The 23,773-nt window shown below is 37.1% G+C and carries 27 protein-coding genes and 1 rRNA gene; 14 read left to right on the forward strand and 14 right to left on the reverse strand.

The features are described 5' to 3' along the window. Positions 1–88: ribosomal RNA gene (locus tag BWGOE10_RS24430) — 16S ribosomal RNA — on the reverse strand; the annotation flags it as partial. A 402-nt stretch (positions 89–490) separates the two neighbouring features. Between BWGOE10_RS24430 and BWGOE10_RS24435 the strand changes: the two genes are divergently transcribed. Continuing rightward, positions 491–1,174: an MgtC/SapB family protein gene (locus BWGOE10_RS24435; RefSeq protein ID WP_002145127.1), complete on the forward strand. Its 684-nt coding sequence runs from the start codon at positions 491–493 to the stop codon at positions 1,172–1,174. 95 nt (positions 1,175–1,269) lie between these two features. Further along, the gene (locus tag BWGOE10_RS24440) at positions 1,270–2,265 is read left to right on the forward strand and encodes a potassium channel family protein (RefSeq protein ID WP_070145305.1); all 996 of its coding nucleotides are present in this window, start codon (positions 1,270–1,272) and stop codon (positions 2,263–2,265) included. On the opposite strand, the gene BWGOE10_RS24445 is transcribed toward BWGOE10_RS24440, so the two are convergent. Then, positions 2,252–2,662: a YugN-like family protein gene (locus tag BWGOE10_RS24445; RefSeq protein ID WP_070145306.1), complete on the reverse strand. Its 411-nt coding sequence runs from the start codon at positions 2,660–2,662 to the stop codon at positions 2,252–2,254. The two genes, BWGOE10_RS24440 and BWGOE10_RS24445, sit on opposite strands and share 14 nt — an antisense overlap. 108 nt (positions 2,663–2,770) lie before the next feature. Next, positions 2,771–4,123, reverse strand: coding sequence for a glucose-6-phosphate isomerase (locus BWGOE10_RS24450; RefSeq protein ID WP_070145307.1), 1,353 nt, complete (start codon positions 4,121–4,123; stop codon positions 2,771–2,773). A gap of 282 nt (positions 4,124–4,405) precedes the next feature. Here BWGOE10_RS24450 and BWGOE10_RS24455 point away from each other — a divergent pair, with 282 nt between their 5' ends. Beyond that, the gene (locus BWGOE10_RS24455) at positions 4,406–4,639 is read left to right on the forward strand and encodes a DUF378 domain-containing protein (RefSeq protein WP_002034535.1); all 234 of its coding nucleotides are present in this window, start codon (positions 4,406–4,408) and stop codon (positions 4,637–4,639) included. A gap of 112 nt (positions 4,640–4,751) precedes the next feature. Here BWGOE10_RS24455 and yugI read toward each other — a convergent pair whose 3' ends face one another. The 3 genes from yugI to BWGOE10_RS24470 all read right to left on the reverse strand — a co-directional run bounded on the left by yugI (position 4,752) and on the right by BWGOE10_RS24470 (position 7,035). Next, a complete protein-coding gene (yugI, locus tag BWGOE10_RS24460; RefSeq protein WP_002015848.1) occupies positions 4,752–5,096 on the reverse strand; it encodes a S1 domain-containing post-transcriptional regulator GSP13 in 345 nt (114 codons plus the stop codon). A gap of 254 nt (positions 5,097–5,350) precedes the next feature. Beyond that, complete coding sequence (locus BWGOE10_RS24465; RefSeq protein ID WP_070145308.1) at positions 5,351–6,541, reverse strand: aminotransferase; 1,191 nt, start codon at positions 6,539–6,541, stop codon at positions 5,351–5,353. Then, positions 6,538–7,035: an Lrp/AsnC family transcriptional regulator gene (locus BWGOE10_RS24470; RefSeq protein WP_070145309.1), complete on the reverse strand. Its 498-nt coding sequence runs from the start codon at positions 7,033–7,035 to the stop codon at positions 6,538–6,540. The genes BWGOE10_RS24465 and BWGOE10_RS24470 overlap by 4 nt, the downstream gene beginning before the upstream one ends. Positions 7,036–7,334: 299 nt before the next feature. Here BWGOE10_RS24470 and BWGOE10_RS24475 point away from each other — a divergent pair, with 299 nt between their 5' ends. Both BWGOE10_RS24475 and BWGOE10_RS24480 read left to right on the forward strand, forming a co-directional pair. After that, the gene (locus tag BWGOE10_RS24475) at positions 7,335–8,327 is read left to right on the forward strand and encodes a 2-hydroxyacid dehydrogenase (RefSeq protein WP_070145310.1); all 993 of its coding nucleotides are present in this window, start codon (positions 7,335–7,337) and stop codon (positions 8,325–8,327) included. A gap of 110 nt (positions 8,328–8,437) precedes the next feature. Next, positions 8,438–9,277: an alpha/beta fold hydrolase gene (locus BWGOE10_RS24480; RefSeq protein ID WP_002112576.1), complete on the forward strand. Its 840-nt coding sequence runs from the start codon at positions 8,438–8,440 to the stop codon at positions 9,275–9,277. 361 nt (positions 9,278–9,638) lie between these two features. On the opposite strand, the gene BWGOE10_RS24485 is transcribed toward BWGOE10_RS24480, so the two are convergent. Further along, entirely contained in the window at positions 9,639–9,890 is a 252-nt protein-coding gene (locus tag BWGOE10_RS24485) for a YugE family protein (protein ID WP_002015854.1), read from the reverse strand. Between the two features lie 117 nt (positions 9,891–10,007). On the opposite strand from BWGOE10_RS24485, the gene BWGOE10_RS24490 reads away from it, so the two are divergent. Then, complete coding sequence (locus BWGOE10_RS24490; RefSeq protein WP_070145311.1) at positions 10,008–11,159, forward strand: MalY/PatB family protein; 1,152 nt, start codon at positions 10,008–10,010, stop codon at positions 11,157–11,159. A gap of 118 nt (positions 11,160–11,277) precedes the next feature. On the opposite strand, the gene BWGOE10_RS24495 is transcribed toward BWGOE10_RS24490, so the two are convergent. Together BWGOE10_RS24495 and BWGOE10_RS33005 are read right to left on the reverse strand one after the other, a co-directional pair. Next, a complete protein-coding gene (locus tag BWGOE10_RS24495) occupies positions 11,278–11,817 on the reverse strand; it encodes a superoxide dismutase family protein (RefSeq protein ID WP_070145312.1) in 540 nt (179 codons plus the stop codon). A gap of 68 nt (positions 11,818–11,885) precedes the next feature. Then, positions 11,886–12,062: a hypothetical protein gene (locus BWGOE10_RS33005; RefSeq protein ID WP_000982763.1), complete on the reverse strand. Its 177-nt coding sequence runs from the start codon at positions 12,060–12,062 to the stop codon at positions 11,886–11,888. 174 nt (positions 12,063–12,236) lie between these two features. Here BWGOE10_RS33005 and BWGOE10_RS24500 point away from each other — a divergent pair, with 174 nt between their 5' ends. Further along, positions 12,237–12,620: a kinase-associated lipoprotein B gene (locus tag BWGOE10_RS24500; protein WP_070145313.1), complete on the forward strand. Its 384-nt coding sequence runs from the start codon at positions 12,237–12,239 to the stop codon at positions 12,618–12,620. A gap of 41 nt (positions 12,621–12,661) precedes the next feature. Here the strand turns inward: BWGOE10_RS24500 and kapD are convergent, their stop codons facing one another. Beyond that, positions 12,662–13,285, reverse strand: a complete 624-nt coding sequence (gene kapD / locus BWGOE10_RS24505) for a 3'-5' exonuclease KapD (RefSeq protein WP_070145314.1) — start codon at positions 13,283–13,285, stop codon at positions 12,662–12,664. Between the two features lie 290 nt (positions 13,286–13,575). Here kapD and BWGOE10_RS24510 point away from each other — a divergent pair, with 290 nt between their 5' ends. Further along, positions 13,576–14,901 carry an ArsB/NhaD family transporter gene (locus tag BWGOE10_RS24510; RefSeq protein ID WP_070145315.1) on the forward strand — a complete coding sequence of 442 codons (1,326 nt, stop codon included), beginning with the start codon at positions 13,576–13,578 and terminating at the stop codon, positions 14,899–14,901. Positions 14,902–14,967: 66 nt separating this feature from the next. On the opposite strand, the gene BWGOE10_RS24515 is transcribed toward BWGOE10_RS24510, so the two are convergent. Then, complete coding sequence (locus BWGOE10_RS24515; RefSeq protein WP_070145316.1) at positions 14,968–15,435, reverse strand: hypothetical protein; 468 nt, start codon at positions 15,433–15,435, stop codon at positions 14,968–14,970. Between the two features lie 118 nt (positions 15,436–15,553). On the opposite strand from BWGOE10_RS24515, the gene BWGOE10_RS24520 reads away from it, so the two are divergent. From BWGOE10_RS24520 to BWGOE10_RS24525, 3 genes are all read left to right on the forward strand, one after another. Further along, complete coding sequence (locus BWGOE10_RS24520; RefSeq protein WP_070145317.1) at positions 15,554–16,267, forward strand: DNA alkylation repair protein; 714 nt, start codon at positions 15,554–15,556, stop codon at positions 16,265–16,267. A 260-nt stretch (positions 16,268–16,527) separates the two neighbouring features. Beyond that, positions 16,528–16,653, forward strand: a complete 126-nt coding sequence (locus BWGOE10_RS33760) for a hypothetical protein (RefSeq protein ID WP_257209060.1) — start codon at positions 16,528–16,530, stop codon at positions 16,651–16,653. 203 nt (positions 16,654–16,856) lie between these two features. Continuing rightward, a complete protein-coding gene (locus tag BWGOE10_RS24525) occupies positions 16,857–18,233 on the forward strand; it encodes a glycine--tRNA ligase (RefSeq protein ID WP_070145318.1) in 1,377 nt (458 codons plus the stop codon). 39 nt (positions 18,234–18,272) lie between these two features. Here the strand turns inward: BWGOE10_RS24525 and BWGOE10_RS24530 are convergent, their stop codons facing one another. Then, positions 18,273–18,656, reverse strand: a complete 384-nt coding sequence (locus BWGOE10_RS24530; RefSeq protein WP_002145111.1) for a hotdog fold thioesterase — start codon at positions 18,654–18,656, stop codon at positions 18,273–18,275. 97 nt (positions 18,657–18,753) lie between these two features. On the opposite strand from BWGOE10_RS24530, the gene BWGOE10_RS24535 reads away from it, so the two are divergent. Then, a complete protein-coding gene (locus BWGOE10_RS24535; protein ID WP_070145319.1) occupies positions 18,754–19,497 on the forward strand; it encodes a DUF3298 and DUF4163 domain-containing protein in 744 nt (247 codons plus the stop codon). A gap of 50 nt (positions 19,498–19,547) precedes the next feature. Beyond that, on the forward strand, positions 19,548–20,141 hold the full coding sequence (locus BWGOE10_RS24540) for a biotin transporter BioY (RefSeq protein WP_002160036.1): 594 nt from the start codon (positions 19,548–19,550) through the stop codon (positions 20,139–20,141). Positions 20,142–20,184: 43 nt separating this feature from the next. On the opposite strand, the gene galU is transcribed toward BWGOE10_RS24540, so the two are convergent. Together galU and BWGOE10_RS24550 are read right to left on the reverse strand one after the other, a co-directional pair. Next, entirely contained in the window at positions 20,185–21,072 is an 888-nt protein-coding gene (galU, locus tag BWGOE10_RS24545) for a UTP--glucose-1-phosphate uridylyltransferase GalU (RefSeq protein ID WP_070145320.1), read from the reverse strand. Between the two features lie 152 nt (positions 21,073–21,224). Then, a complete protein-coding gene (locus tag BWGOE10_RS24550; RefSeq protein WP_070145321.1) occupies positions 21,225–22,949 on the reverse strand; it encodes a phospho-sugar mutase in 1,725 nt (574 codons plus the stop codon). Between the two features lie 143 nt (positions 22,950–23,092). Between BWGOE10_RS24550 and cdaS the strand changes: the two genes are divergently transcribed. Then, positions 23,093–23,698 carry a sporulation-specific diadenylate cyclase CdaS gene (cdaS, locus tag BWGOE10_RS24555; protein WP_070145322.1) on the forward strand — a complete coding sequence of 202 codons (606 nt, stop codon included), beginning with the start codon at positions 23,093–23,095 and terminating at the stop codon, positions 23,696–23,698. The last annotated feature ends 75 nt before the right edge of the window (positions 23,699–23,773 follow it).

A 23,773-nucleotide genomic window follows, 5' to 3' on the forward strand; every position in this document is an offset into this window, starting at 1 on the left:
GAGCAAGCTCTTAATCCATTCGCTCGACTTGCATGTATTAGGCACGCCGCCAGCGTTCATCCTGAGCCAGGATCAAACTCTCCAATAAAGTTAGTTTGTCTAGCATCTAAAAATAAAAATTGACGTTCACGTTGTTTGTTTCGTTCAGTTTTCAAAGAACTACTTGGTCGCTCATTTGCGACTTCCTTATGTTAACATCTTCGTTTTTCGATGTCAACTAAGTTTTTCAATTTCTTTTTTGTCGTTTTCTGCGTTTCCGCATCAGCGACGGTTATTAATATATCATGTGAAAAAATGAAATGCAACACCTTTTGAAAACTTTTTTTAAACCAACTACATTTCTTTTTTAATATCATATACTTAAACGAAATATCTCTTTCATTTCTAAGTAATTCCTACATATATTCTATATAAAGTCACTCTGCCAAAAAACGTTTCTTTCTATATAAACGTTTTATTCATATACCATATCATACAAGGAGGAATATACATGGACTACACCGACTTATTAATAAAACTAGGTCTCTCTGCTATTTTAGGATTCGCTATCGGTTTAGAGCGTGAATTAAAACGTAAACCACTCGGTTTAAAAACATGTTTAGTTATTTCTATTATTAGTTGCCTCCTAACCATTGTTTCTATTAAAGCAGCTTACAACTTACCACATACCGATCATATGAATATGGATCCACTTCGACTTGCCGCTCAAATCGTATCAGGAATCGGATTTTTAGGTGCCGGTGTTATTTTGCGAAGAGGAAACGATAGTATTGCGGGACTAACGACTGCCGCTATGATTTGGGGTGCTTCTGGTATTGGTATTGCCGTTGGAGCTGGTTTCTATATCGAGGCTATTTTCGGAATGTGTTTCCTTATGATTAGTGTAGAACTTATCCCATTAACTATGAAATTTGTAGGCCCTAGATCATTTCGTCAACGTGATATCGCAGTGAAACTTGTTGTACGAAATATGGACAATATCCCCATTGTAATTGAAGAAATAAAAGAAATGGATATAAAGGTTAAAAATATGAAGCTCAAAACATTAGAAAGCGGTTCTCACTACTTACATCTTAAATTATCTATTGATCAAAAGAGACATACTGCAGATGTTTACTATGCTCTCCAGCATCTTGAAAGTGTTCAGCAAACTGAAGTTGAAAGTATGTATTAATTATGAAACGAACTCTCTTTTTAATTGGAGAGTTTTTCTTTTTTCTATAATGGTAACAATGAATGTAGTCCTGCAAAATAAGGAGGAATACAAAATTGAAATCACGTCCGAACTTAGTAGATACATTTCGTGATTCCATTATTTTTCGTTTAATTTGTTTTATCGTTGTACTCACTGCTTTCTCCGGCTTTCTTATACATATATTAGAACCAGCTCACTTCACCACATGGTTCGACGGGGTTTGGTGGTCAATCGTTACAATTTTCACTGTTGGCTATGGTGACTTCGCACCGCATACAACGATAGGAAAGATTATCGGGATAGGAATAATTTTATTAGGAACCGGATTTTGTTCTTATTATATGGTTCTATTCGCTACTGAAATGATTAATAAACAATATATGAAGGTTAAAGGAGAAGAAGCCGCTACTTCTAGCGGACATATGATTATCGTGGGCTGGAATGAACGTGCCAAACATGTTGTGAAACAAATGCACATATTACAACCGAATCTTGATATCGTTTTAATTGATGAAACACTTTCTTTACTTCCAAAACCATTTCATCATTTAGAATTTATAAAAGGTTGTCCACATCACGATCAAACTTTACAAAAAGCAAACATTACAACAGCACATACAATATTAATAACGGCTGATAAAGAAAAAAATGAAAGCTTAGCAGATACACAGTCCATTTTAAATATTTTAACCGCAAAAGGACTTAACCCAAGCATTCACTGTATTGCTGAACTTCTTACTTCTGAGCAAATCCAAAATGCAACGAGAGCTGGCGTATCAGAAATTATAGAAGGAAATAAATTAACGAGCTATGTATTTACCGCTTCGCTTTTATTCCCTTCCATTTCAGGTGTTTTATTCTCACTCTACGATGAAATCTCTGATAATAAATTACAACTGCTGGAGCCCACACCTTCATGTATAGGACAAACTTTCGCTAATTGCAGCTACACTCTTTTAAAACAAAATATCCTCTTATTAGGTATAAAGCGTGATGAACAATATATGATTAATCCGGTTCATTCCTTTATTATCATTGAAAGTGACACACTCATTGTTATTCGCCATTAAAGAAATGCTTTTCTAGTTCTTGTACTAGCACTTTACCAATATCGACATACTTTCTTTTCACGTCTCCATCTGGATCTTTCGGCTGGGCAAACTGATCTAAGCTCGTCCCAGCAGCTAACGTATTTACTTCATCATCTAGTTCGTCTTGAAATACGTGCGAAATAATATAAGGCGTTTCAAGACGAACTATTACACCAGGCACATCTAATTCCCCATCCACCGCTGTAAATGGGACTCGTAAAAATTGATACCCATCTTCTTCGTCGATTTTATAGTCAAAGCACCCTTTATCGTAATCCCAATTGCCACCAACGCTATACCCAAGTGGTTTCATAACTTCTTCTAACTTATATAACGCATATGTATGTCCTTCTAACTTTGATTGAATCGGAATCAAGCCCATCCCTCCTAGACTTTTCCTTTAGCATACCCATTCTAGTTTGAATATACCGATGTACTTTTCAGTAAAATAATAAAAAGCGATCGGAGACCCGATCGCTTTTTATTATTTTAAACGCTCTTCTAATTCTGCTTTTAATTCTTCAAATCCTGGTTTTCCAAGTAAAGCAAACATATTTTTCTTGTACGCTTCTACTCCTGGTTGGTCAAATGGATTTACGCCTAATAGGTAGCCGCTCATCGCACATGCTTTTTCGAAGAAGTATACAAGGTAACCGAATGTGTACTCGTTTAGTTCTGGAATGTTTACGATTAAGTTTGGTACTCCGCCATCGCTATGTGCAAGTAATGTACCTTCGTATGCTTTTGTGTTTACGAAGTCTATCGTTTCACCAGCAAGGTAGTTTAATCCATCTAAATCGTTGTCATCTAATTCGATTTTTAGTTCATGTGTAGATTTACCTACTTTAAGAACTGTTTCGAATAAGTCACGACGACCTTCTTGAATGTATTGACCTAATGAGTGTAAGTCAGTTGAGAAGTTTGCTGAAGATGGGAAAATACCTTTTTGATCTTTTCCTTCACTTTCACCAAATAACTGTTTCCACCACTCAGAGAAATAGTGAAGTGCTGGCTCATAGTTAACAAGCATTTCAATCGTTTTCCCTTTATTGTATAGGGCATTACGAACTACTGCGTATTGGTAAGCTGGGTTTTCTTCAAGTTCTGATTTCGCGAAATCATTATGACCAGCAGCTGCACCGTTCATCATCTCTTCAATGTTTAGGCCACTTACTGCGATTGGTAATAATCCTACTGGTGTTAATACAGAGAAACGACCGCCAACATCATCTGGAATTACAAATGTTTCGTAACCTTCATTGTCAGCTAATGTTTTTAATGCACCACGCGCTTTATCTGTAGTTGCATAAATACGTTTGCGAGCTTCTTCTTTTCCATACTTTTCTTCTAATAATTTACGGAAAATACGGAATGCGATTGCAGGCTCTGTTGTTGTACCTGATTTGGAAATAACGTTAATAGAAAAGTCTTTACCTTCTAGTACGTCCATTAAATCTTTCATGTAAGTGGAGCTAATGTTTTGTCCAACAAATAGCACTTGTGGAGTTTTACGTTGTTCTTTAGAAAGCGTGTTATAGAAAGAATGGTTTAACATTTCGATTGCTGCGCGTGCTCCTAGGTAAGAACCACCAATACCTACAACAAGTAAAATGTCAGAGTCATTTTTAATTTTTTCTGCGCATTTTTGAATGCGAGCAAATTCTTCTTTGTCATATTGAAGCGGAAGCTCTACCCACCCAAGGAAATCGTTCCCAGCTCCAGTTTTTTCATGGATTGCATGATGCGTTACTTTCACTGCATCACGTAAATAAGTTAGTTCATTTTCACCGATGAAGGATAACGCTTTAGAATAGTCGAACGTTACATGTGTACTCATCTTTTTCCCTCCAATTATGTATATGTATTTCTGTATTCACTTTAGCGAAACTAAAGTTGTAAATCAAGCGATTCAACAATTGTAAACGTAACCATTATTTATTTTTTAGAAAAAGTTCATTTTTTGCATAAAAATTCGCATTTTTCGGTATAGATGTATATACATCCTTTTTTCGTACATTTTTCATGTATAAAAACAACAAAACTATACCATTCTATAAAGGAGTTAAATTTTCTTATTAACTCAGCGCTTGCTCACGCTTCATATTAAGGGGGACTTTTCATGAGTACTCTACAACGTATCGCATTAGTCTTCACTGTAATCGGCGCTGTTAACTGGGGACTGATCGGGTTCTTCCAGTTTGACTTAGTAGCAGCCATTTTCGGTGGACAAAACTCAGCCCTTGCACGTATTATTTACGGCATCGTTGGTATTTCCGGGCTTATCAATCTCGGCTTACTATTTAAACCATCCGAGAATCTTGGTACTCACCCAGAAACACATGAAATTCAATAGTCAGTATGTCTTTTTCGCCTCCGACATACGAATATGATTGCATGCAATCATATTTGCAAATATATATATCATAAGTCACAGTAAAAGAGGAACGCTCATATGCGTTCCTCTTTTACTTTATTACCTCCGATTCTTCAATCCATTCTGCTAGCTTTTCTCGCAGCGTATTAAATCCGTTCTCAGATGGATTCGGTATAAGAATTCGTCCTTGCTTTCTTTTCGCCGCTTTTAACGATAAACTCATTTTTCTGTGTTCTTCATCAATTGAAAGTACTTTTACTTCTACTGTATCTCCGACCTTTAAAAAGTCATGAATGTCTTTTACATACCCATTTGTGATTTCAGATATATGCACAAGTCCTTGTGTTTCTGCATCCAAAGCTACAAATGCACCGTAATCTTGAATTCCAGTTACTTTCCCTGTTACAACCACTCCCGTTGTATATTGTTCTGACATGTGAAACACTCCCATACGTTTACCATTTTCTCTACACTTGTAAATAGCAAAGCAGATGTATTTATTGTTAAATATCCGATTAGTGAGTAAGTATCCTAAGTAAAACACCGAGGATACTCCCACCTTATATTAGTAAATTATACCACTTTGATAGAACTCATTCAAAATTCACGAAAAAATTTTCTATAATACGTATAATTATCCAATATTAGGATAGAATGCTAACACATGGCTTTCTAGTATTCCCCCCCCTTTTATGGACAAAACGTATTGTGTTTTGTCCTTTTTTTATTCTCTATGAACCGTTCCATTCTCTTCATTGCTTCCATAAGTTGCTCAAGCGATGTTGCATATGAACAACGAATAAATCCTTCACCACTCCCGCCAAACACATTTCCAGGAACAACAGCCACTTTTTCTTCTAATAATAATTGTTCTGCAAATTCTGCTGAAGATAGTCCGGTTGAAGCTATAGAAGGGAAGACATAAAATGCCCCGCCTGGCACATGACATGTTAAGCCCATTTCATTGAAAGATGTCGTCATAAAATTACGACGTTTTTTATAGCTATCTCTCATTCGAATTACTTCATCATTTCCCCCGCGTAACGCTTCAAGTGCTGCAAATTGAGACATCGTCGGCGCACACATCATTGAATACTGGTGGATTTTGAGCATTAATTCTGAAAATTGCACAGGGGCTGCAATCATCCCAAGACGCCATCCCGTCATCGCAAACCCTTTTGAAAACCCTGAAATTAAAATCGTATGATCACGCATATTTTTAATACTCGCGAAACTCGTATATGCTTCGTCATATACGAGCTCTGCATAAATTTCATCAGATAACACGATTAAATTATACTTCTCAACAATAACTTCTAGCTTTTCTAATTCGGATTTATTTAACATTGCGCCTGTTGGGTTATTGGGAGAACAAAGTAATATTGCCTTTGTTTTCGTTGTAATAGCTGCTTCAATTTGCTCTGGTTGTACTTTAAACTCGTTTTCTAAAGTAGTCGCCACAGGAACTGGCACTCCTCCAGCTAACGTCACAAGCGGTGCATATGAAACGAAGCTTGGTTCAATAATGAGCACTTCATCATCAGGATTTATAATGGCGCGCATCGCTACATCTAACGCCTGGCTCGCTCCAACTGTAACAATAATCTCTTTATTTGGATCATAAGATACTGCAAATTGTTTTTTTAGATACTTTGCTATTTCTTGACGGAGCTCCAATAATCCTGCATTTGCTGTATATGACGTATATCCTTGTTCTAAAGAACGAATACATGCTTGCCTTACATTCCAAGGTGTAACAAAGTCAGGCTCTCCTACTCCAAGAGAAATAACCCCTTTCATATTTGCTGCTAAATCAAAAAACTTTCGAATCCCTGATGGTTGTAAAGATTCTGCTGTTCTAGATAGTTCAAATTGCTTCATGGTGTCACCACAATTCTCTTATCATCATCGTCTTTTTCATAAATAATTCCTTCATGTTTATACTTCTTCAAAATAAAATGTGTTGTCGTAGAAACGACAGATTCAATTGTTGCTAATTTCTCAGAAACAAACATCGCTACTTCTCCCATCGTCTTCCCTTCTAATGTGATAGAAAGATCATATGTCCCTGACATTAAATACACGGATTTCACTTCTGAATAGCGATAAATTTGTTCAGCAACTGCATCAAACCCAACGCCACGCTTTGGCGTAACTTTCACATCAATCATCGCCGTTAAACCCGTATGTTCTTTCACCTTCGTCCAATCAATATGTGTTACATAGTCCACGATAATCTTTTCACTTTCTAATTTCGCAACCATTTTTTTCGCTTCTTCTACTTCTATATTTAACAACTTCGCTAATGTATCTACAGATAAACGACTATTCTTTTCAAGACAAGCTAATAATTCTAATTCTTTCTCTGTCACCATATAAATCATCCTTCCTTTTAGTTTGTGTCTAAATTATACAAATACTCTTTCCAGTTTGAAAAGAAGATTTTTTTCGAGAATTATGTCAAAATAAAGTGAAACTTTAATCAGTGGAAAGATTCACCTCCACTGATTATTAACCTTCACCAATCGGGCTTTTACGGGCAGTTAATCTCCCACCTAACCTCTTTGTTTCAGCCGTTTTTTGAGGTGGGCGTCTTACTGCCCGTTAATAGCGGGGTAAAGTGAAACTTTAATCAGTGGGAGGGTTCATCCCCGCTGATTATTAGCACACACCAATCCGGGTAAAGAGGAAAGGGGATGGAACCGTGAAACCAAAAGTATATATTGCCGAACCAGTTCCAACATTTGTAGAAAACTATTTATCAGAACACTGTGATTTTGAAAAATGGGATCAAAATGAGAAAGTACCTCGTGATGTTCTATTAGAAAAAATAAAAGATAAAGATGGGTTATTAAATTTCGGATCTACTATAAATGAAGAGTTATTGCAGGCTGCTCCTAATTTAAAAGTAGTAAGTAACATTTCTGTTGGCCATGATAACTTTGATTTAAAAGCGATGGAAAAACAAAATGTTATCGGAACGAATACTCCATATGTGTTAGATGATACAGTAGCCGATCTCGTTTTCGCTCTTATGTTATCTGCTGGTCGCCGTGTTTGCGAACTCAATTCCTATGTGAAAAATGGTGAATGGAACGCTGAAATCGGAAAAGAGCACTTCGGACTAGATGTACATCATAGTACGATCGGCATTATCGGAATGGGACGAATTGGAGAAGCTGTCGCAAAACGAGCGAAATTCGGATTTGATATGAATGTTCTTTACTATAACCGTCGCCGTAAAGAAGAAGCTGAACAAAAATTTGATGCTACATATTGTGATTTACAAACTCTAATCAAACAATCTGATTTTATTATTCTCCTTACTCCATTAACAGATGAAACGTATCATCTTATCGGTGAAAAAGAATTTTCACTAATGAAAGAAACAGCAATTTTCATTAATGCTTCTCGCGGGAAAACAGTAGATGAAACTGCATTAATTCATGCGTTAACAGAAAAGAAAATATTTGCAGCCGGCATCGACACATTTACACAAGAGCCGATTCAAAAAGAGAATCCGCTCTTATCATTACAAAACGTTGTAACTTTGCCGCACATCGGATCTGCAACATTAAAAACTCGGCAGCAAATGGCAATGACCGCTGCTGAAAATTTAGTGGCAGGATTACAAGGAAAAACACCACCTAATATTGTGCGTGGGTAATTATAAATACGCGAAAGGCAAGATGACGATGTCATCTTGCCTTTTTTTGTTAACATATTTTGTTTCTTGCCTGGAGATGATATGAACAAAAATCAATGGAGTGACAAAAAATGAACCATGAATGCAAATGCCCTTACTTCACTTTTTCCACTCGCGGGACTACTATTCATTACGAATTGTATGAACATAATACTAAAAAAGAACGACCTACTTTCGTACTCGTTCACGGCTTCCTCTCTTCCTCATTTAGCTATCGACGACTCATTCCTTTACTAACAAAGGAAGGTACAGTAATTGCCCTTGATTTACCACCATTCGGAAAAAGTGATAAATCTCATCTCTTTAAATATTCTTATCACAATTTAGCAGCTATTATTATCGATTTAATCGAACATTTATCGCTCTCGAATATTGTATTAGTTGGTCATTCTATGGGCGGACAAATTTCACTCTTTGTAAACCGCCTGCGCCCTGAATTAATTTCAAAGACGATTTTACTATGTAGCTCTAGTTATTTAGCACGCGCAAACTTCCCTTTACTGTACTCCTCTTATTTACCGTTCTTCCACTTATACGTGAAGAACTGGATTATTCGAAGAGGCATCGTTCATAACTTAATGAATGTCGTTCATGACCATTCATTAATTGACAATGAAATGATGGAAGGCTATGCTGCTCCTTTTTATGATGATCGTATATTCCCTGCTTTAACTCGAATGATAAGAGACCGTGAAGGCGACTTATCTTCAACTGAATTACAAAAAATCGAAACCCCAGTATTACTCATTTGGGGTGAAAAAGATCGTGTCGTCCCTGTACATGTAGGACACCGTCTCCATAAGGACCTACCTAATTCAACTTTCATTTCTTACGAAAATACAGGGCACTTACTCCCTGAAGAAAAGCCCGATCATGTTTATGAAGAAATTATTGCGTTTGCGGCGCAATAAAGTGAAGCTTTAATCCGTGGTGGTTCCTATCCCCACGGATTATTAGCCTTCACCAATCGGGATTTTACGGGCAGTTTGGTTTCCCTCCTAGCTTCTTTGCTTCAACCGAATTTTGAGGCAGGAGTCTTACTGCCCGTTAAAACGGGATAAAGTGAAGTTTTAATCCGTGGGAAGTTCTATCCCCACGGATTATTAACCTTCACCAATCGGGATTTTACGGGCAGTTTGATTTCTCGCCTAACCTCTTTGCTTCAACCAAATTTTGAGGCGGGAGTCTTACTGCCCGTTAAAACGGGATAAAGTGAAGTTTTAATCAATCCAAACGAAAATAAACAAAAAGGCTGTCGTAAATTCCGACAGCCTATAATGAACAACTTCCGCCTTCTTTTAGTACGAGTAACTCTACTGCTAATTTTTCGCATTTTTCAAGTGCAGGTACTTCTTCAAAAGACATAAAGTATATATGTTGAATTTTCTTTGCGATGTATTTCGGATCATCAAACACACTTACGACGTTTACAACATCGCTCGCTTCTGTTTCATAAAACTCCGGTCCCATTTGAAACGGATCCCAATTTTTCACAACCTCAATCATTTTGTCATATGCACCCATCTACTTCCCGCCTTTTCACTTTTTAATGCTTTTCTTTATCGTATCATATCAGCTATTCTATAAGAAGAGTGAGAATTTTCATAACTTAACAGTTTGACAGAAGAAAGGAGCAAACATATGCAACTATTTCATAAAACGGTAAATCGGCGCGGAACACATAGTACAAAATGGGATACATATAAAAATGAAGAGCTCATCCACGCTTGGATTGCCGATATGGACTTTGAAGTACCAAAACCAATTCAAACTGCATTACAAAAACGCATAGAACATCCTATTTTCGGCTATACACTTCCTCCTGAAAATATTGGGGATATCATTTGTAATTGGACGAAAAGCCAATACAATTGGGAAATACAAAAAGAATGGATTGTATTTAGCGCAGGTATCGTTCCAGCTCTTAGTACGAGCATACAAGCTATAACGAAAGAAGGAGATGCCGTACTCGTACAACCTCCTATTTATCCACCATTTTTTGAAATGGTCAAAACAAATAATAGACAATTATGTGCGAGTCCCTTGTTTAAGCAAAATGGCATATATAAGATAGACTTCGAGCATCTAGAAACTCAATTTAAACAAGGTGTAAAACTAATGCTTCTTTGCAGCCCTCACAATCCTATCGGGCGCGTTTGGACGAAAGAGGAGCTAATAAAACTCGGTACGTTATGTACGCAGTATAATGTAACCGTTGTCGCGGATGAAATTCACGCCGATATTATTTATAGAGGCCATAATCATACACCGTTTGCTTCTTTATCTGAAGAATTGGCAGCACGCACTATTACTTGTATGGCTCCGAGCAAAACATTTAATATCGCTGGATTGCAAGCATCGATCATCATTATTCCGAATGAAAATCTCCGTAATGCCTTTATGTCTATCCAATATAGACAAGGATTCCACGGATTAAATACATTTGCTTATACAGCAATGCAAAGTGCCTATACAGAATGTAATGATTGGCTAAATGAAATTCGATTGTACGCTGAAGATAACGCTCAATTTGCTTGTGAGTATATTCAAAATCATATACCAGCTCTTTCTGTAGTTAAACCAGAAGGTAGTTTTTTACTATGGATTGATTGTTCCCACTTGGACCTTTCTCAAGATGAACGAACAGCATTGCTTGAAGAGAAAGGTAAAATCATCGTTGAGCCTGGTGAGAAATACGGAACAGGCGGGGAAGCCCATATCCGAATTAACATTGGCTGTCCTAGATCTGTTCTAGAAGAAATTTTAAACAGACTACACCATACATTCTCATAATAAAAAAGGAGGCTATCCCAAAATAATTTTGGGATAGCCTCCTTTTTTTCGATAAATCGATATAATTCCACTTACTATCATGCGGTTTTACAACAAAATCTACCATTCACGGTAGCTTCTATTTTTTCTTCATATCCGACGCTTTTTTTACGATAACACCGCAAGCAATTCGGCCACCAGATTTACCCGTTGGCTGTGTCATACCATCATCAGCGTTTTCTGTAATAATAATAGACGCTCCATCTTTTCTATGAATCGTCGTTTTTCCTTCTTCAAGCGTTATATGCGGTGCATCGATTTCTGCTTTAACCTTTCCAGAACCATCTGCAACTACGTTCGGTAAATCACCATTTTCCGCACCTTTCGGATTCAAGAGCCCATGTTTTTTATTATCCGGATTAAAATGATTCCCAGATGATTCGAAACTTGGCGCTTTACATTCTCCGATTTCATGTACATGTATCCCGTGTGGTCCTGGTGTAAAGCCTTCCGCTTTAATCGTAATTTTCACTCCACTTGTTTGCTGAGCTACTTTTGCAGTCCCAACTTCATCACCTGAAACATTATGTAATTTCACATCAATTTCTTTCGGCTTCCCTTGGTCACAACCCGCCATTAGAAATAATAAACAACAACTGAAAAAAAGCCGTCTTTTCATTCAATTCCCTCCAAAATACTTTCTGCCCTTAGATTGTCCGAGCATAGAGGGAAACATGCAAAAATGAATTACTGTTTCTTTTCAGCTAAAAGCTTTTCTTCTACTTTCTGTAATCGCTCTGCTTCTCGTTTTGATACACGAATAAACATACGCCACGTAGCAACCGCACCGATGATAAATAGAACGCAAACAATACCCGGAATAATATACTCCGTTTTATCTTCAGGAAAATATAAAGGCATCATACAGAACACTCCTTATCAGGGAATTTATGAAAAGAATTATCATCAGAATTTTCTGTTTTATCATCTTAAATTATAATTGAAGCCTGTCATATTCTCAAGGGGAGCGTTCCGAAAGCGAATGATTTCTTTGACTCCTTCGCGCACTTTCCTTACTATAAACTTGAGGTGAAAAATATGAGAGAAACATTTGAAATTGGTGAAATCGTTACTGGTATTTATAAAACTGGAAAATACATCGGCGAAATTACAAATAGCCGTCCTGGCAGTTACGTCGTAAAAGTATTAGCTGTTTTAAAACATCCAGTGCAAGGTGATTTACATAATGTAAATCAAGCTGACGTACCATTCTTCCATGAAAGACGCGCTTTAGCTTTTCGTGAACAGACGAACATTCCAGAGCAAATGGTGAAGAAATATGAAGGAGAAATTCCGGATTATATAGAATCACTAAAATTAGCATTAGAGACTCAAATGAATTCATTTTCTAAAGATGATTCACCTTTTGCGGTGCGAAGTCTAGAAACACTTCAGCAATTGAAGCAAGATTACAAACTTTAAAAAAACAAAACGACCAAATTACATGTTTTGCAATTTGGTCGTTACTGTGTACTCACTTTCTTTAACACTTTCGAAAAATCAACAAGTTCCCCTAATGTCGGAGGTGCTGGTTTGACTAAATACTCTTTATCTTTTTCTACTAACTTAAAAATATTATATGTCGTCATCGCATCATCAAGCGCACAATGATGCTTTCCTGTTCCTGCTTTTCCATAAGCCTCAATTGCTTTCCACAGCCCTGTTTGATTTCTCTCTCCAAAAAACTTCTTATACTCAAGCGATAAATCACGACACTGTCCAAAGAATGGAAATTCTACTCCCGCCATTTCGCAGTTTTGCTTTAAGACTTTCATATCCATATTTCCCCACGTTACAATTGTCGGTTTACACCTCTTTTCATATTCTGCAAGTTTCTCAACAAGTTCATGAAAAGAAATTCCTTTGTCCACTACTTCCTGTTTAATTCCTAAAAATTTTTTACATCGATCCGTTAAAGACGGAAATGTTTTCGGTCTAACATGCGATGAATACGTATCTTCCACCTTACAACCAACAACTGAAACGAGTCCGACCTCAATAATTTCCGGGAAAAAACCTTTTGGCTTTTTTCTATGCTGGGGCATCGTAAACTCAAAGTCTAAAAACAAAAATCGTTGTTCATCCATACGATCCCTTCCTTATCATCTTTGTCATTCCTTTCTATTTGACACTCCTACACGAACAAGCTCGAATGCTGATTCTATTTTAAATATTCAGATTGGATGTATCTTATATATATGTCAGATGCCCACAAATATTTTTAAAAATAAGAAAAAATGACCTATACAGAAAATATGACAAAATAAACCCTTTCATTTACATCCGCCATTTTTCTACTTTATAATGACGTTATGTGTGTTTCATCTAGTTAATTTTTTGACACACTAAGCAAAGTGAATGAAAGGAGATGAGATTTTTGCACGAAACAACGCAAGAACTCGCAAACTGGCAGTATTATTTCGCTATCGCAGTCTTTTTAATTACATATGCCATTATTATTTCTGAAAAAATTAACCGCGCTGTCATCGCACTTCTTGGTGCAGCATTCATGGTAATTGCAGGGGTCGTTGACCTACACAATGCCTTTACGAAACATATTGAATGGGGAACAATTACATTACTCATCGGTATGATGATCCTAGTGAACATTACAAGTAAGTCTGGGGTATTCCAATACGTTGCCATTAAAGCAGCTAAACAAGCACAAGGAAATCCAATTAAAATTTTAATTTCACTTTCCTTACTTACCGCGCTTGGCTCCGCATTTTTAGATAACGTTACAACAGTACTTCTTGTTGTTCCAGTTACTTTATCTATTACGCGCATCTTGCAAGTAAATCCTGTTCCATATTTACTTTCTGAAATTATTTTTTCAAATATCGGAGGAACAGCAACACTAATTGGTGATCCACCAAATATTATGATTGGTTCTGCAAATAAGCATTTAGATTTCAATGCTTTCTTATTCAACTTAGCACCTATCGTAATCATCATTATTGCTGTTACAGCAACAATGCTTTACTTCATGTACCGTAAACAATTAATTGCTGATCCTGTACAAATTAAAAAGTTAATGAGCTTAGATGAAAAACAATATATTAAAGACCCAGTATTAATGAAGAAATCTTTAACAGTACTTGGCCTTACTATTTTAGGCTTCATGACTCATTCTATTTTCCATATTGATGCAGCTATCATTGCCTTAACTGGTGCTACTGTACTTATGCTAATCGGTGTGAAAGAACATGAAATTGAAGAGGTATTCGCTAGCGTAGAATGGGTAACTATCTTCTTCTTCGCGGGACTATTCGTACTCGTTGGAGGACTTATCGACATCGGCCTTATCAAAACGTTAGCTCAAAAGGTAATTGGAATAACAGGTGGAGATATTTCTCAAGCATCTATCCTTATTCTATGGGTATCTGGTATCGCCTCTGCAACAATCGATAATATTCCATTCGTTGCAACAATGATCCCACTAATTAACGATATGGCAGTTGGGCTAGGTTTATCACCTTCTGACGCACAAATCGACGTACTATGGTGGGCGTTAGCATTAGGTGCTTGTCTAGGTGGAAACGGAACATTAATCGGTGCTTCTGCTAACGTAATCGTAGCCGGAATCGCAAGTCGTGAAGGACATAAATTCAGCTACATGGAATTCCTTAAAGTCGGCTTCCCAATTATGATCGTTTCATTAATCATTTCTCATATTTATATTTATTTACGCTACCTTATGTAGTAGAAAAAGCGCCCTGTTAAGCAGGGCGCTTTTTTATATCTCATTCAGTACCAATTTTTAGAAAATTCACTCGTTATACCTCATCGGCTCATTTCGAATAATGAATAAATGAATCGGCAAGAAAACCGAAAATGTGATTACATGAATAATCGTAAATAATATCGCATTCGTTCCATATCTGTCCAAAATAGCGTAAATGAGATAAATAGACAGTACAATCGACACAGCCGCTGCTAGCAGACTTATAATTGGTACATAATTAAAAATAAAGCATGCGACATATATACCGAATACTTTCCACCCTGCTTCTTCTTTCAAGAAATCCGGCAATTTATCTTTCGCTAAGTCACCCCATGTCTTACTATTTATAAAAGGAATAAAAGCAAGAACACCATCATTTGCACCATCATTTTTCGCCATCGTATAAAGTGCAAAAGCCGTTAACAAGTACGAAATAATTGCCCAAATTATTATAACAAGAATAAACGCAAAACTAAGAGCAAAGAAACCTGCTAGTACGCTTTGATCTTCCATCTTATCCTCTCCTCTCTCTTCTCAACATATTTCATTACATTGCAAGTTATGTTTTAAAATTCACCCAAACTCTTTGTATAATAAGAGAAGAAAGATAATAAGAGAGGAGCACATACCTATGCATCCATTTGTAAAAGCATTACAAGAGCATTTTACAGCTCATCAAAATCCCGAAAAAGCAGAACCGATGGCACGTTATATGAAAAATCACTTCCCATTTCTCGGTATTCAAACTCCCGAGAGAAGACAATTATTGAAAGACGTCATTCAAATACATACTCTCCCAGATAAAAAGGACTTCCAAATTATCATACGTGAGCTTTGGGACTTACCAGAACGTGAATTTCAAGCTGCCGCACTCGATATCATGCAAAAATATAAAAAACACATAAATGAAACTCATATCCCATTTCTAGAAGAACTTATTGTCACGAAATCTTGGTGGGATTCTGTAGATAGCATCGTTCCTACCTTTTTAGGTGGTATCTTTTTAAAACATCCAGAATTAATTTCTGCATATATTCCAAAGTGGATTGCATCAGAAAACATATGGCTACAACGTGCCGCTATTTTATTCCAACTGAAATATAAACAAAAGATGGACGAAGAACTCCTTTTCTGGATTATCGGACAACTACATTCTTCAAAAGAATTTTTCATTCAAAAGGCGATTGGCTGGGTCCTTCGTGAATACGCAAAAACAAAGCCAGATGTAGTTTGGGAATACGTTCAAAACAACGAACTCGCTCCATTAAGTAAACGCGAAGCAATTAAGCACATTAAGCAAAATTACGGAATAAATAATGAAAAACTAGGCGAGACTCTATCATAGATAGGCACGTTCCTCTATTGTGATTTAAAAAAGAACGTGTTAGAATATGTTCATTATTATTAATATAAGTAGCGATGACGGACTTATAAGTACTTGCACAAAAAGCGATTCAGGGATAGTGAAAGCCTGAAACCGCAAGGAAACGGCAGTCTCGAGCAATACGTGATGAAAGTGGATGTGTGAAATGCACATCAACTAGGGTGGAACCGCGGGTATATACAAGCTCGTCCCTAGGCATGATTGCCTAGAGACGAGCTTTTTTGTGCTTAAAAGCGCAAGCGGCTCGCTCAGAATGTGAGGAGGATGGAGCTTCTGACATAGAGGCGCTTTTTGCCTCGGCGGAAGAAGCGAAGCCACCGAACATTCTAGCCGCTGGAGCTGGATAATTTAAAAGCGGCAGCGGCTCGTTCAGAATCGCAGGGCACTTCAAACTCTCGACCTTGAAGCGTTTTTTGCTTCGAGCGAGAAAGCGAAATGACCGAACATTCTAGCCGCTGGAGCTGGATATCACCTAAAAGGAGATGCCCCGTTTCCAAAGTACCCATCACGTCATCGCAAATACGTTAACTTTCAAAAGGAGGATTTTATTATGTATTCAATGGAACAAGTTGTAAACTTAGCAAAACATCGCGGTTTCGTTTTCCCTGGTTCTGAAATTTACGGTGGTCTTGCAAACACATGGGATTACGGTCCACTTGGAATCGAATTAAAAAATAACGTTAAAAAAGCTTGGTGGAAAAAATTCATTCAAGAATCTCCACACAACGTTGGTTTAGATGCTGCTATTTTAATGAACCCAAAAACTTGGATCGCTTCTGGTCACGTTGGTAACTTTAATGATCCAATGATCGACTGTAAAAAATGTAAAGCTCGTCACCGTGCTGACAAGTTAATTGAAGATGCATTAGACACAAAAGGCATCGAAATGGTCGTTGACGGTCTTACTTTCGACCAAATGGCTGACTTAATGAAAGAACATGAAGTAAAATGTCCTGATTGCGGTAGTGAAGAGTTCACTGAAATCCGTCAGTTCAACTTAATGTTCAAAACATTCCAAGGTGTTACAGAGTCTAGCACAAACGAAATCTTCCTTCGTCCTGAAACAGCACAAGGTATTTTCGTAAACTTTAAAAACGTACAACGCTCTATGCGTAAGAAACTTCCATTTGGTATCGGTCAAATCGGTAAAAGTTTCCGTAACGAAATCACACCTGGTAACTTCACATTCCGTACACGTGAATTCGAACAAATGGAACTTGAATTCTTCTGTAAACCTGGTGAAGATTTAGAGTGGTTCGCATTCTGGCGTGAAACTTGTAAAAACTGGTTACTTTCACTTGGTATGACTGAAGAAAGCATGCGTCTTCGTGACCACGGTGAAGACGAATTATCTCACTACAGTAACGCAACAACTGATATTGAATTCAGATTCCCATTCGGTTGGGGCGAACTATGGGGCGTTGCATCTCGTACAGACTTCGATTTAAAACGTCACATGGAACACTCTAACGAAGACTTTAACTATATCGATCCACAAACGAATGAGCGTTACGTGCCATACTGCATCGAGCCATCTCTAGGTGCAGACCGTGTAACATTAGCATTCTTATGTGATGCATATGAAGAAGAGCAATTAGAAAACGATTCTCGTACAGTTCTTCGTTTCCACCCTGCTTTAGCACCATATAAAGCAGCTATCTTACCATTATCTAAAAAGCTATCTGAAGGTGCTACTGAAGTATTCGCAGAACTAGCTAAAGACTTCATGGTAGACTTTGATGAAACTGGTTCTATCGGTAAACGTTACCGTCGTCAAGACGAAATCGGTACACCATTCTGTATCACATACGACTTCGACTCAGTTGAAGACAAAGCTGTTACAGTACGTGACCGTGACACAATGGAACAAGTTCGTATGCCAATTAGCGAACTAAAAGGTTTCTTAGAGAAGAAAATCCAGTTCTAATTATAAAAAAAGAGGCAGCTCATAAGAGCCGCCTCTTTTCTATTTTTCACGTTTTTCTTTAATTGCTACTGTACATCTTGATATGCATAGTAAATCATCATTTTCATCAATGATGCGAATATCCCAAACCATTGTCGATTGTCCTCTATGTATCGGTGTTCCGATTGCTGTTACAATTCCATCTTGCTTTGAGCGAATATGATTTGCATTAATTTCTAATCCGAAACAAATACATTTTTCTTGATCAATTAAATTGTATGAACCAACACTTGCTACAGTTTCTGCTAATGCAACAGATGCACCGCCATGTAAAAATCCAAACGGCTGATGCGTACGTTCATCCACAGGCATCGTAGCAACTACTTTATCTTCTGTCATTTCTAACAACTCAATTCCAAGCGAATCCATTAAAGTTTTTGACATATCGTTTCCCCCTTTTCCTCACTTTTAATTAAATGTATATTTTTACCTATTTACTTTCAAACTACCTATAACACTTATATAAGGAGGTTTCACCTAAATGAAACAGAAATTTTGTATACTACTGCTTATGTTCTCCTTGCTCACTATTGTACCAAATTGTACGCATGCAGCCAAAGCATCCAACCTGACAATCGATGTTCAGACTGTAACGCAAAAAGGTAAGAAACCTTATATAGAATATCAAATTAACAGGCCTTTTTTTCACAATTTTTCTGATTCACAATTTCAAAATAAACTGAATTCCTATTACAAAAACTCTACTCATAAATTCAAAAACAAGTTGGAGAAAGAAGCAAAGAAATATTATAAAGAAACAGAAGGATCTAGCACACCCTTTCATCCATACGTTGCAAATGTTGACTATAAAGTACCTTTAAACAAACCACCTTTTCTCAGTCTATATGTGAATTACTATCAATATACAGGCGGAGCACACGGACTTTATACGTGGAAGGCAAATACATTTGATTTGAATGAGAGAAAATTATTACACTTAGACGACCTATTCCAACAAGAGGATAAATATAAAGAAATAATTCGCACAGAGATTGTAGGACAAATTAAACAAAATGAAAGCATTTATTTTCCTGATGCAGTCGAAAAAGTAACGAGCGCGAAAAAGTTTCACTACTTTTTAGAGACAGATAATCTCGTTATTTATTTTCCATTATACGAAATTGCTCCTTATTCAAGCGGAATCCCGCAATTTCGTATTCCATACACATTGCTTAGAGACTATTTAAAGCCTTCTTATCAAAATATTTTGATTGACAACAAGTAAATATTTTCGCTACGATAATGTTAATCTAAACATAACTGGAGGTTAACATTATGAAGAAGCTTCATGTTTTAGATTTAGCATTAGCTGCCATGTTCGTCGCTCTTATGGCTATTGGTGCAAATATTGTATCTTGGGCACCATTCCTGCAAATAGCGGGCGTTCCATTATCTATGCAACCATTTTTCGCAATTTTAGCAGGGCTTCTTCTTGGAAGTAGACTCGGGGCATTATCAATGACTGTTTACATGCTTGTTGGAGTAGCGGGTGCGCCAATCTTCGCTAACTTCAAAGCTGGGTTTGGAGCACTTTTAGATCCTACTGGTGGTTTTATTATCGCATTTATTATCGTTGCTTACGTATCAGGAAAACTAGTAGAACAAAAAGAACGACCAACATTCAGCACCTTTGCAATTGCTTCTTTCGTCGGAATCATTTTAACGTATATTATCGGTACTACTTATATGTACGGGGCAGTCAATATTTTCATGGGCGGTAATATGAGTTATAAAGCTGCCTGGATGATTATGATGTGGTTCGCAGTAAAGGATATTGCGTTTACAATTATCGGCGCTATTATCGCACCTCGCATATACTATGCTGTACGTCGTTCGGCTTATCAGCATTCTCATTCGACGATTTCATAATAAAAAGGAGTTGTTCCAATTGGAACAACTCCTTTTTATTATATTAAGACTCTTGCTTCATTTGCTCGTCTAAAATTTTCTTCATCATTACTAACATATCATCACGTAATTCTGGGTGTTGCAATGCCATTTCAATTGTTGTTTGAACAAATCCTAATTTTTCACCAACGTCATAACGCTTTCCTTCGAAGTCGTAAGCAAATACACGTTGAATTTCATTTAAGCTTTGAATTGCATCCGTTAACTGAATTTCGCCACCCGCTCCAACTTGTTGCTGTTCCAAGAACATAAAGATTTCAGGAGTTAAAATGTAACGTCCCATAATCGCTAAGTTTGAAGGCGCAGTACCTTGCGTTGGTTTTTCAACGAAATTACGAACTTGATAACGACGTCCCTCTTGCTCTAACGGATCAATAATTCCATAGCGATGTGTTTCTGCTTCAGGTACAGTTTGTACACCAATAACAGAAGAAAGTGTTTTGTCATACTCGTCTATTAATTGACGTAAACATGGTTTTTCAGCTTGAACGATATCATCGCCTAATAATACTGCAAACGGCTCATCACCGATGAATTTACGCGCGCACCAAACAGCATGTCCTAATCCTTTTGGTTCTTTTTGACGAATGTAATGGATATCTACCATTTTAGAAGAAGCTTGTACTTTTTCAAGTAACTCATACTTTTTCTTCTCTAATAAGTTTTGCTCTAATTCAAATGCGTTATCAAAATGATCTTCGATAGAGCGCTTTCCTTTACCAGTAACGATAATAATATCTTCGATGCCTGATTTTACTGCTTCTTCTACGATGTATTGAATTGTTGGTTTATCTACAATTGGAAGCATTTCTTTTGGCATTGCTTTCGTTGCTGGTAAAAAGCGTGTTCCTAATCCCGCTGCCGGGATAATTGCTTTTCTCACTTTTTTCATGACAAATACCCTCGCTTTTCATTCTAATTCTCTTAGTAAAGTGCAAATTTATAACACTCGCTCGTAATAATCCTCTACATCAAACAAAACTATAAGAAAAGAGGAGGCCGTTCTCCGTTCTCCTCTTTTCCTATCAGTAGCACTCTATTCTATTATAAACGATTCATAATATCTTCTTTAATAGTAAGTAACTTTTGTTCACTATTTTGTAAGGAATCAGCTTGTACACCAAAGTAGAATTTAATTTTCGGCTCTGTTCCAGATGGACGTAAGCAGAACCAAGAACCATCTTCTAATTGATATTTTAACACATTTGATTTCGGTAAGTGAATCTCTTCCTTATTTCCATCTTGTAACGTTGTAATGATGCTTTCCTTATAATCCTCAACTGCAACGACTGTTAAACCAGCTACTTCTTTCGGAGGATTCCCGCGGAATGTTGCCATCATCTTTTGAATCTGTTCGGCACCGTCTTTTCCTTTTAACGTTAACGATACAAGGTCCTCACGGAAGAACCCATACTTCTTAAATACTTCTAACAGACCACCATATAACGTTTTATCTTGTGATTTGTAGTACGCAGCTACTTCACATGCAAATAGGACTGATTGCACCGCATCTTTATCACGGCAGAATGGACGGATTAAATAACCATAGCTTTCCTCATAACCGAATTGGAATTCATATTGTCCGCTTTCTTCATACTGTTTAATTTTTTCACCGATAAATTTAAATCCAGTTAACGTATCAACTGTATCTAAACCGTATGCTTTTGCGATTGTACGGCCAATTTCAGACGTTACGATTGTTTTTAAAACAACACCGTTTTCTGGAAGAGTTCCGTTTTCCTTCTTTTGTGATAATAAGTAATCAAGCATTAACGCACCTGTTTGGTTACCAGTTAATACTTGGAACTCACCATCGTGATTGCGAACTGCTACACCTAGACGGTCTGCATCAGGATCTGTTGCGATTAACACGTCTGCACCTACTTTTTCACCGTCGCGAATTGCATACTCAAACGCTGCATGCTCTTCTGGATTTGGTGATTTTACTGTAGAGAAGTTTGGATCTGGTAACTCTTGCTCTTTTACAACTGTTACATCTGTAAATCCAACTTCTTCTAAACCACGGCGTACCGAAATATTTGATGTTCCATGTAATGGTGTAAAGACGATTTTTAAATCTTTTCCTACTTCTTTCACCATCTCTTTATTAATAATGACATTGTTCAATTCTGCCGCATATGCATCATCTACTTCTTGTCCAATTATATGTAATAAACCGTCAGCTTTTAATTGCTCAACATCAGCAACTTCAACTGTTAATTCATTCTCTACTGCATTTACGTAGCTAATTAACTCATCAGCTTCTTTTGGAGGCAACTGCCCACCATCTTCACCATATACTTTATAACCGTTATATTCGGGCGGATTATGGCTTGCCGTAAGAACGATTCCACTTACTGTATGTAAATGACGAACTGCGAAAGAAAGCACTGGTGTTGGACGTAGGCTTTCAAATACATATGTTGTAATACCTTGTGCACCAAGAGTAGCAGCTACTTCCATTGCGAATTCAGGTGATTTATGACGAGAATCATACGCGACAACAACACCACGTTTTTTCGCTTCTTCACCTAATTTTTCAATAAACCTAGCTAATCCTTTTGTTGCTTTACGAACTGTATATACATTTAAACGGTTCGTACCAGCACCAAGTTCACCACGCATACCACCTGTGCCGAACTCTAGATTTTTATAAAAGCTATCCTCGATTTTCTTCTCATCTTGCTTCATGTTTTCTAGCTGTTCTTTTAATTCTGCGTCTAATTCTGCATATGAAAGCCAGCGACTAAATTCTTGTTTCCAATTCATACTTCCATCTCCTCTCGCCTGTCGTACCTTCATTATATGAAAAAAACAACCTGCATCTCAATATTTTTTAAAATCTAGCAGGATTTTACTATAAATATTTGTATACACTATGGTTAAATACTCCACCAAAGGGAATGAGGATTATGCAAGAATGGGGCTTGTCAGAAGAGCTCAAAATAAAAACAAAGCAAATGATTGAAATTGCTGAAAAAGAATTATCAAACATGAGGCATGCAATCGATAAAGAAGATGAATGTATTTTATGTAAAATGGAAGATATTCATCATATGTTAGCGGATGTACAAACATTGGCAGCTACATACTATATTCAGGCGTATTTATCACCTTATACGGAAAGCTCACATTTTATCACAGTAGCTGTTCAACATTTAAGCGCCCGAAAACACGGTGCTCTTATTGTTGTGGAACGAAACGAGACACTTGAATCTTTCATTCAAACTGGAACAACATTAAACGCTCATTTAACCGCACCGTTACTTGAATCAATTTTTTATCCAGGCAACCCCCTTCATGACGGAGCCATTCTCGTTAAAAACAATCATATTGTCTCAGCTGCTAATATTCTTCCGTTAACGAAAAGTACAGAAATTGACCCTGAGTTAGGAACACGTCACAGGGCAGCAATTGGTTTATCAGAAAAAAGCGATGCACTTATATTAGTTGTCTCTGAAGAAACAGGGCGTACTTCATTCGCTTTAAGCGGGACGTTATATACGATTTCTTTATAAGATGAATCTTTCACTGTATGACAGTACAATAGTAAATGAAATTATATTAACCGTAACTCCAAATATATCGACTTA

Source organism: Bacillus mycoides (genome assembly GCF_001757995.1).
In the GTDB taxonomy this organism is placed as follows: Bacteria; Bacillota; Bacilli; order Bacillales; family Bacillaceae_G; genus Bacillus_A; species Bacillus_A mycoides_B.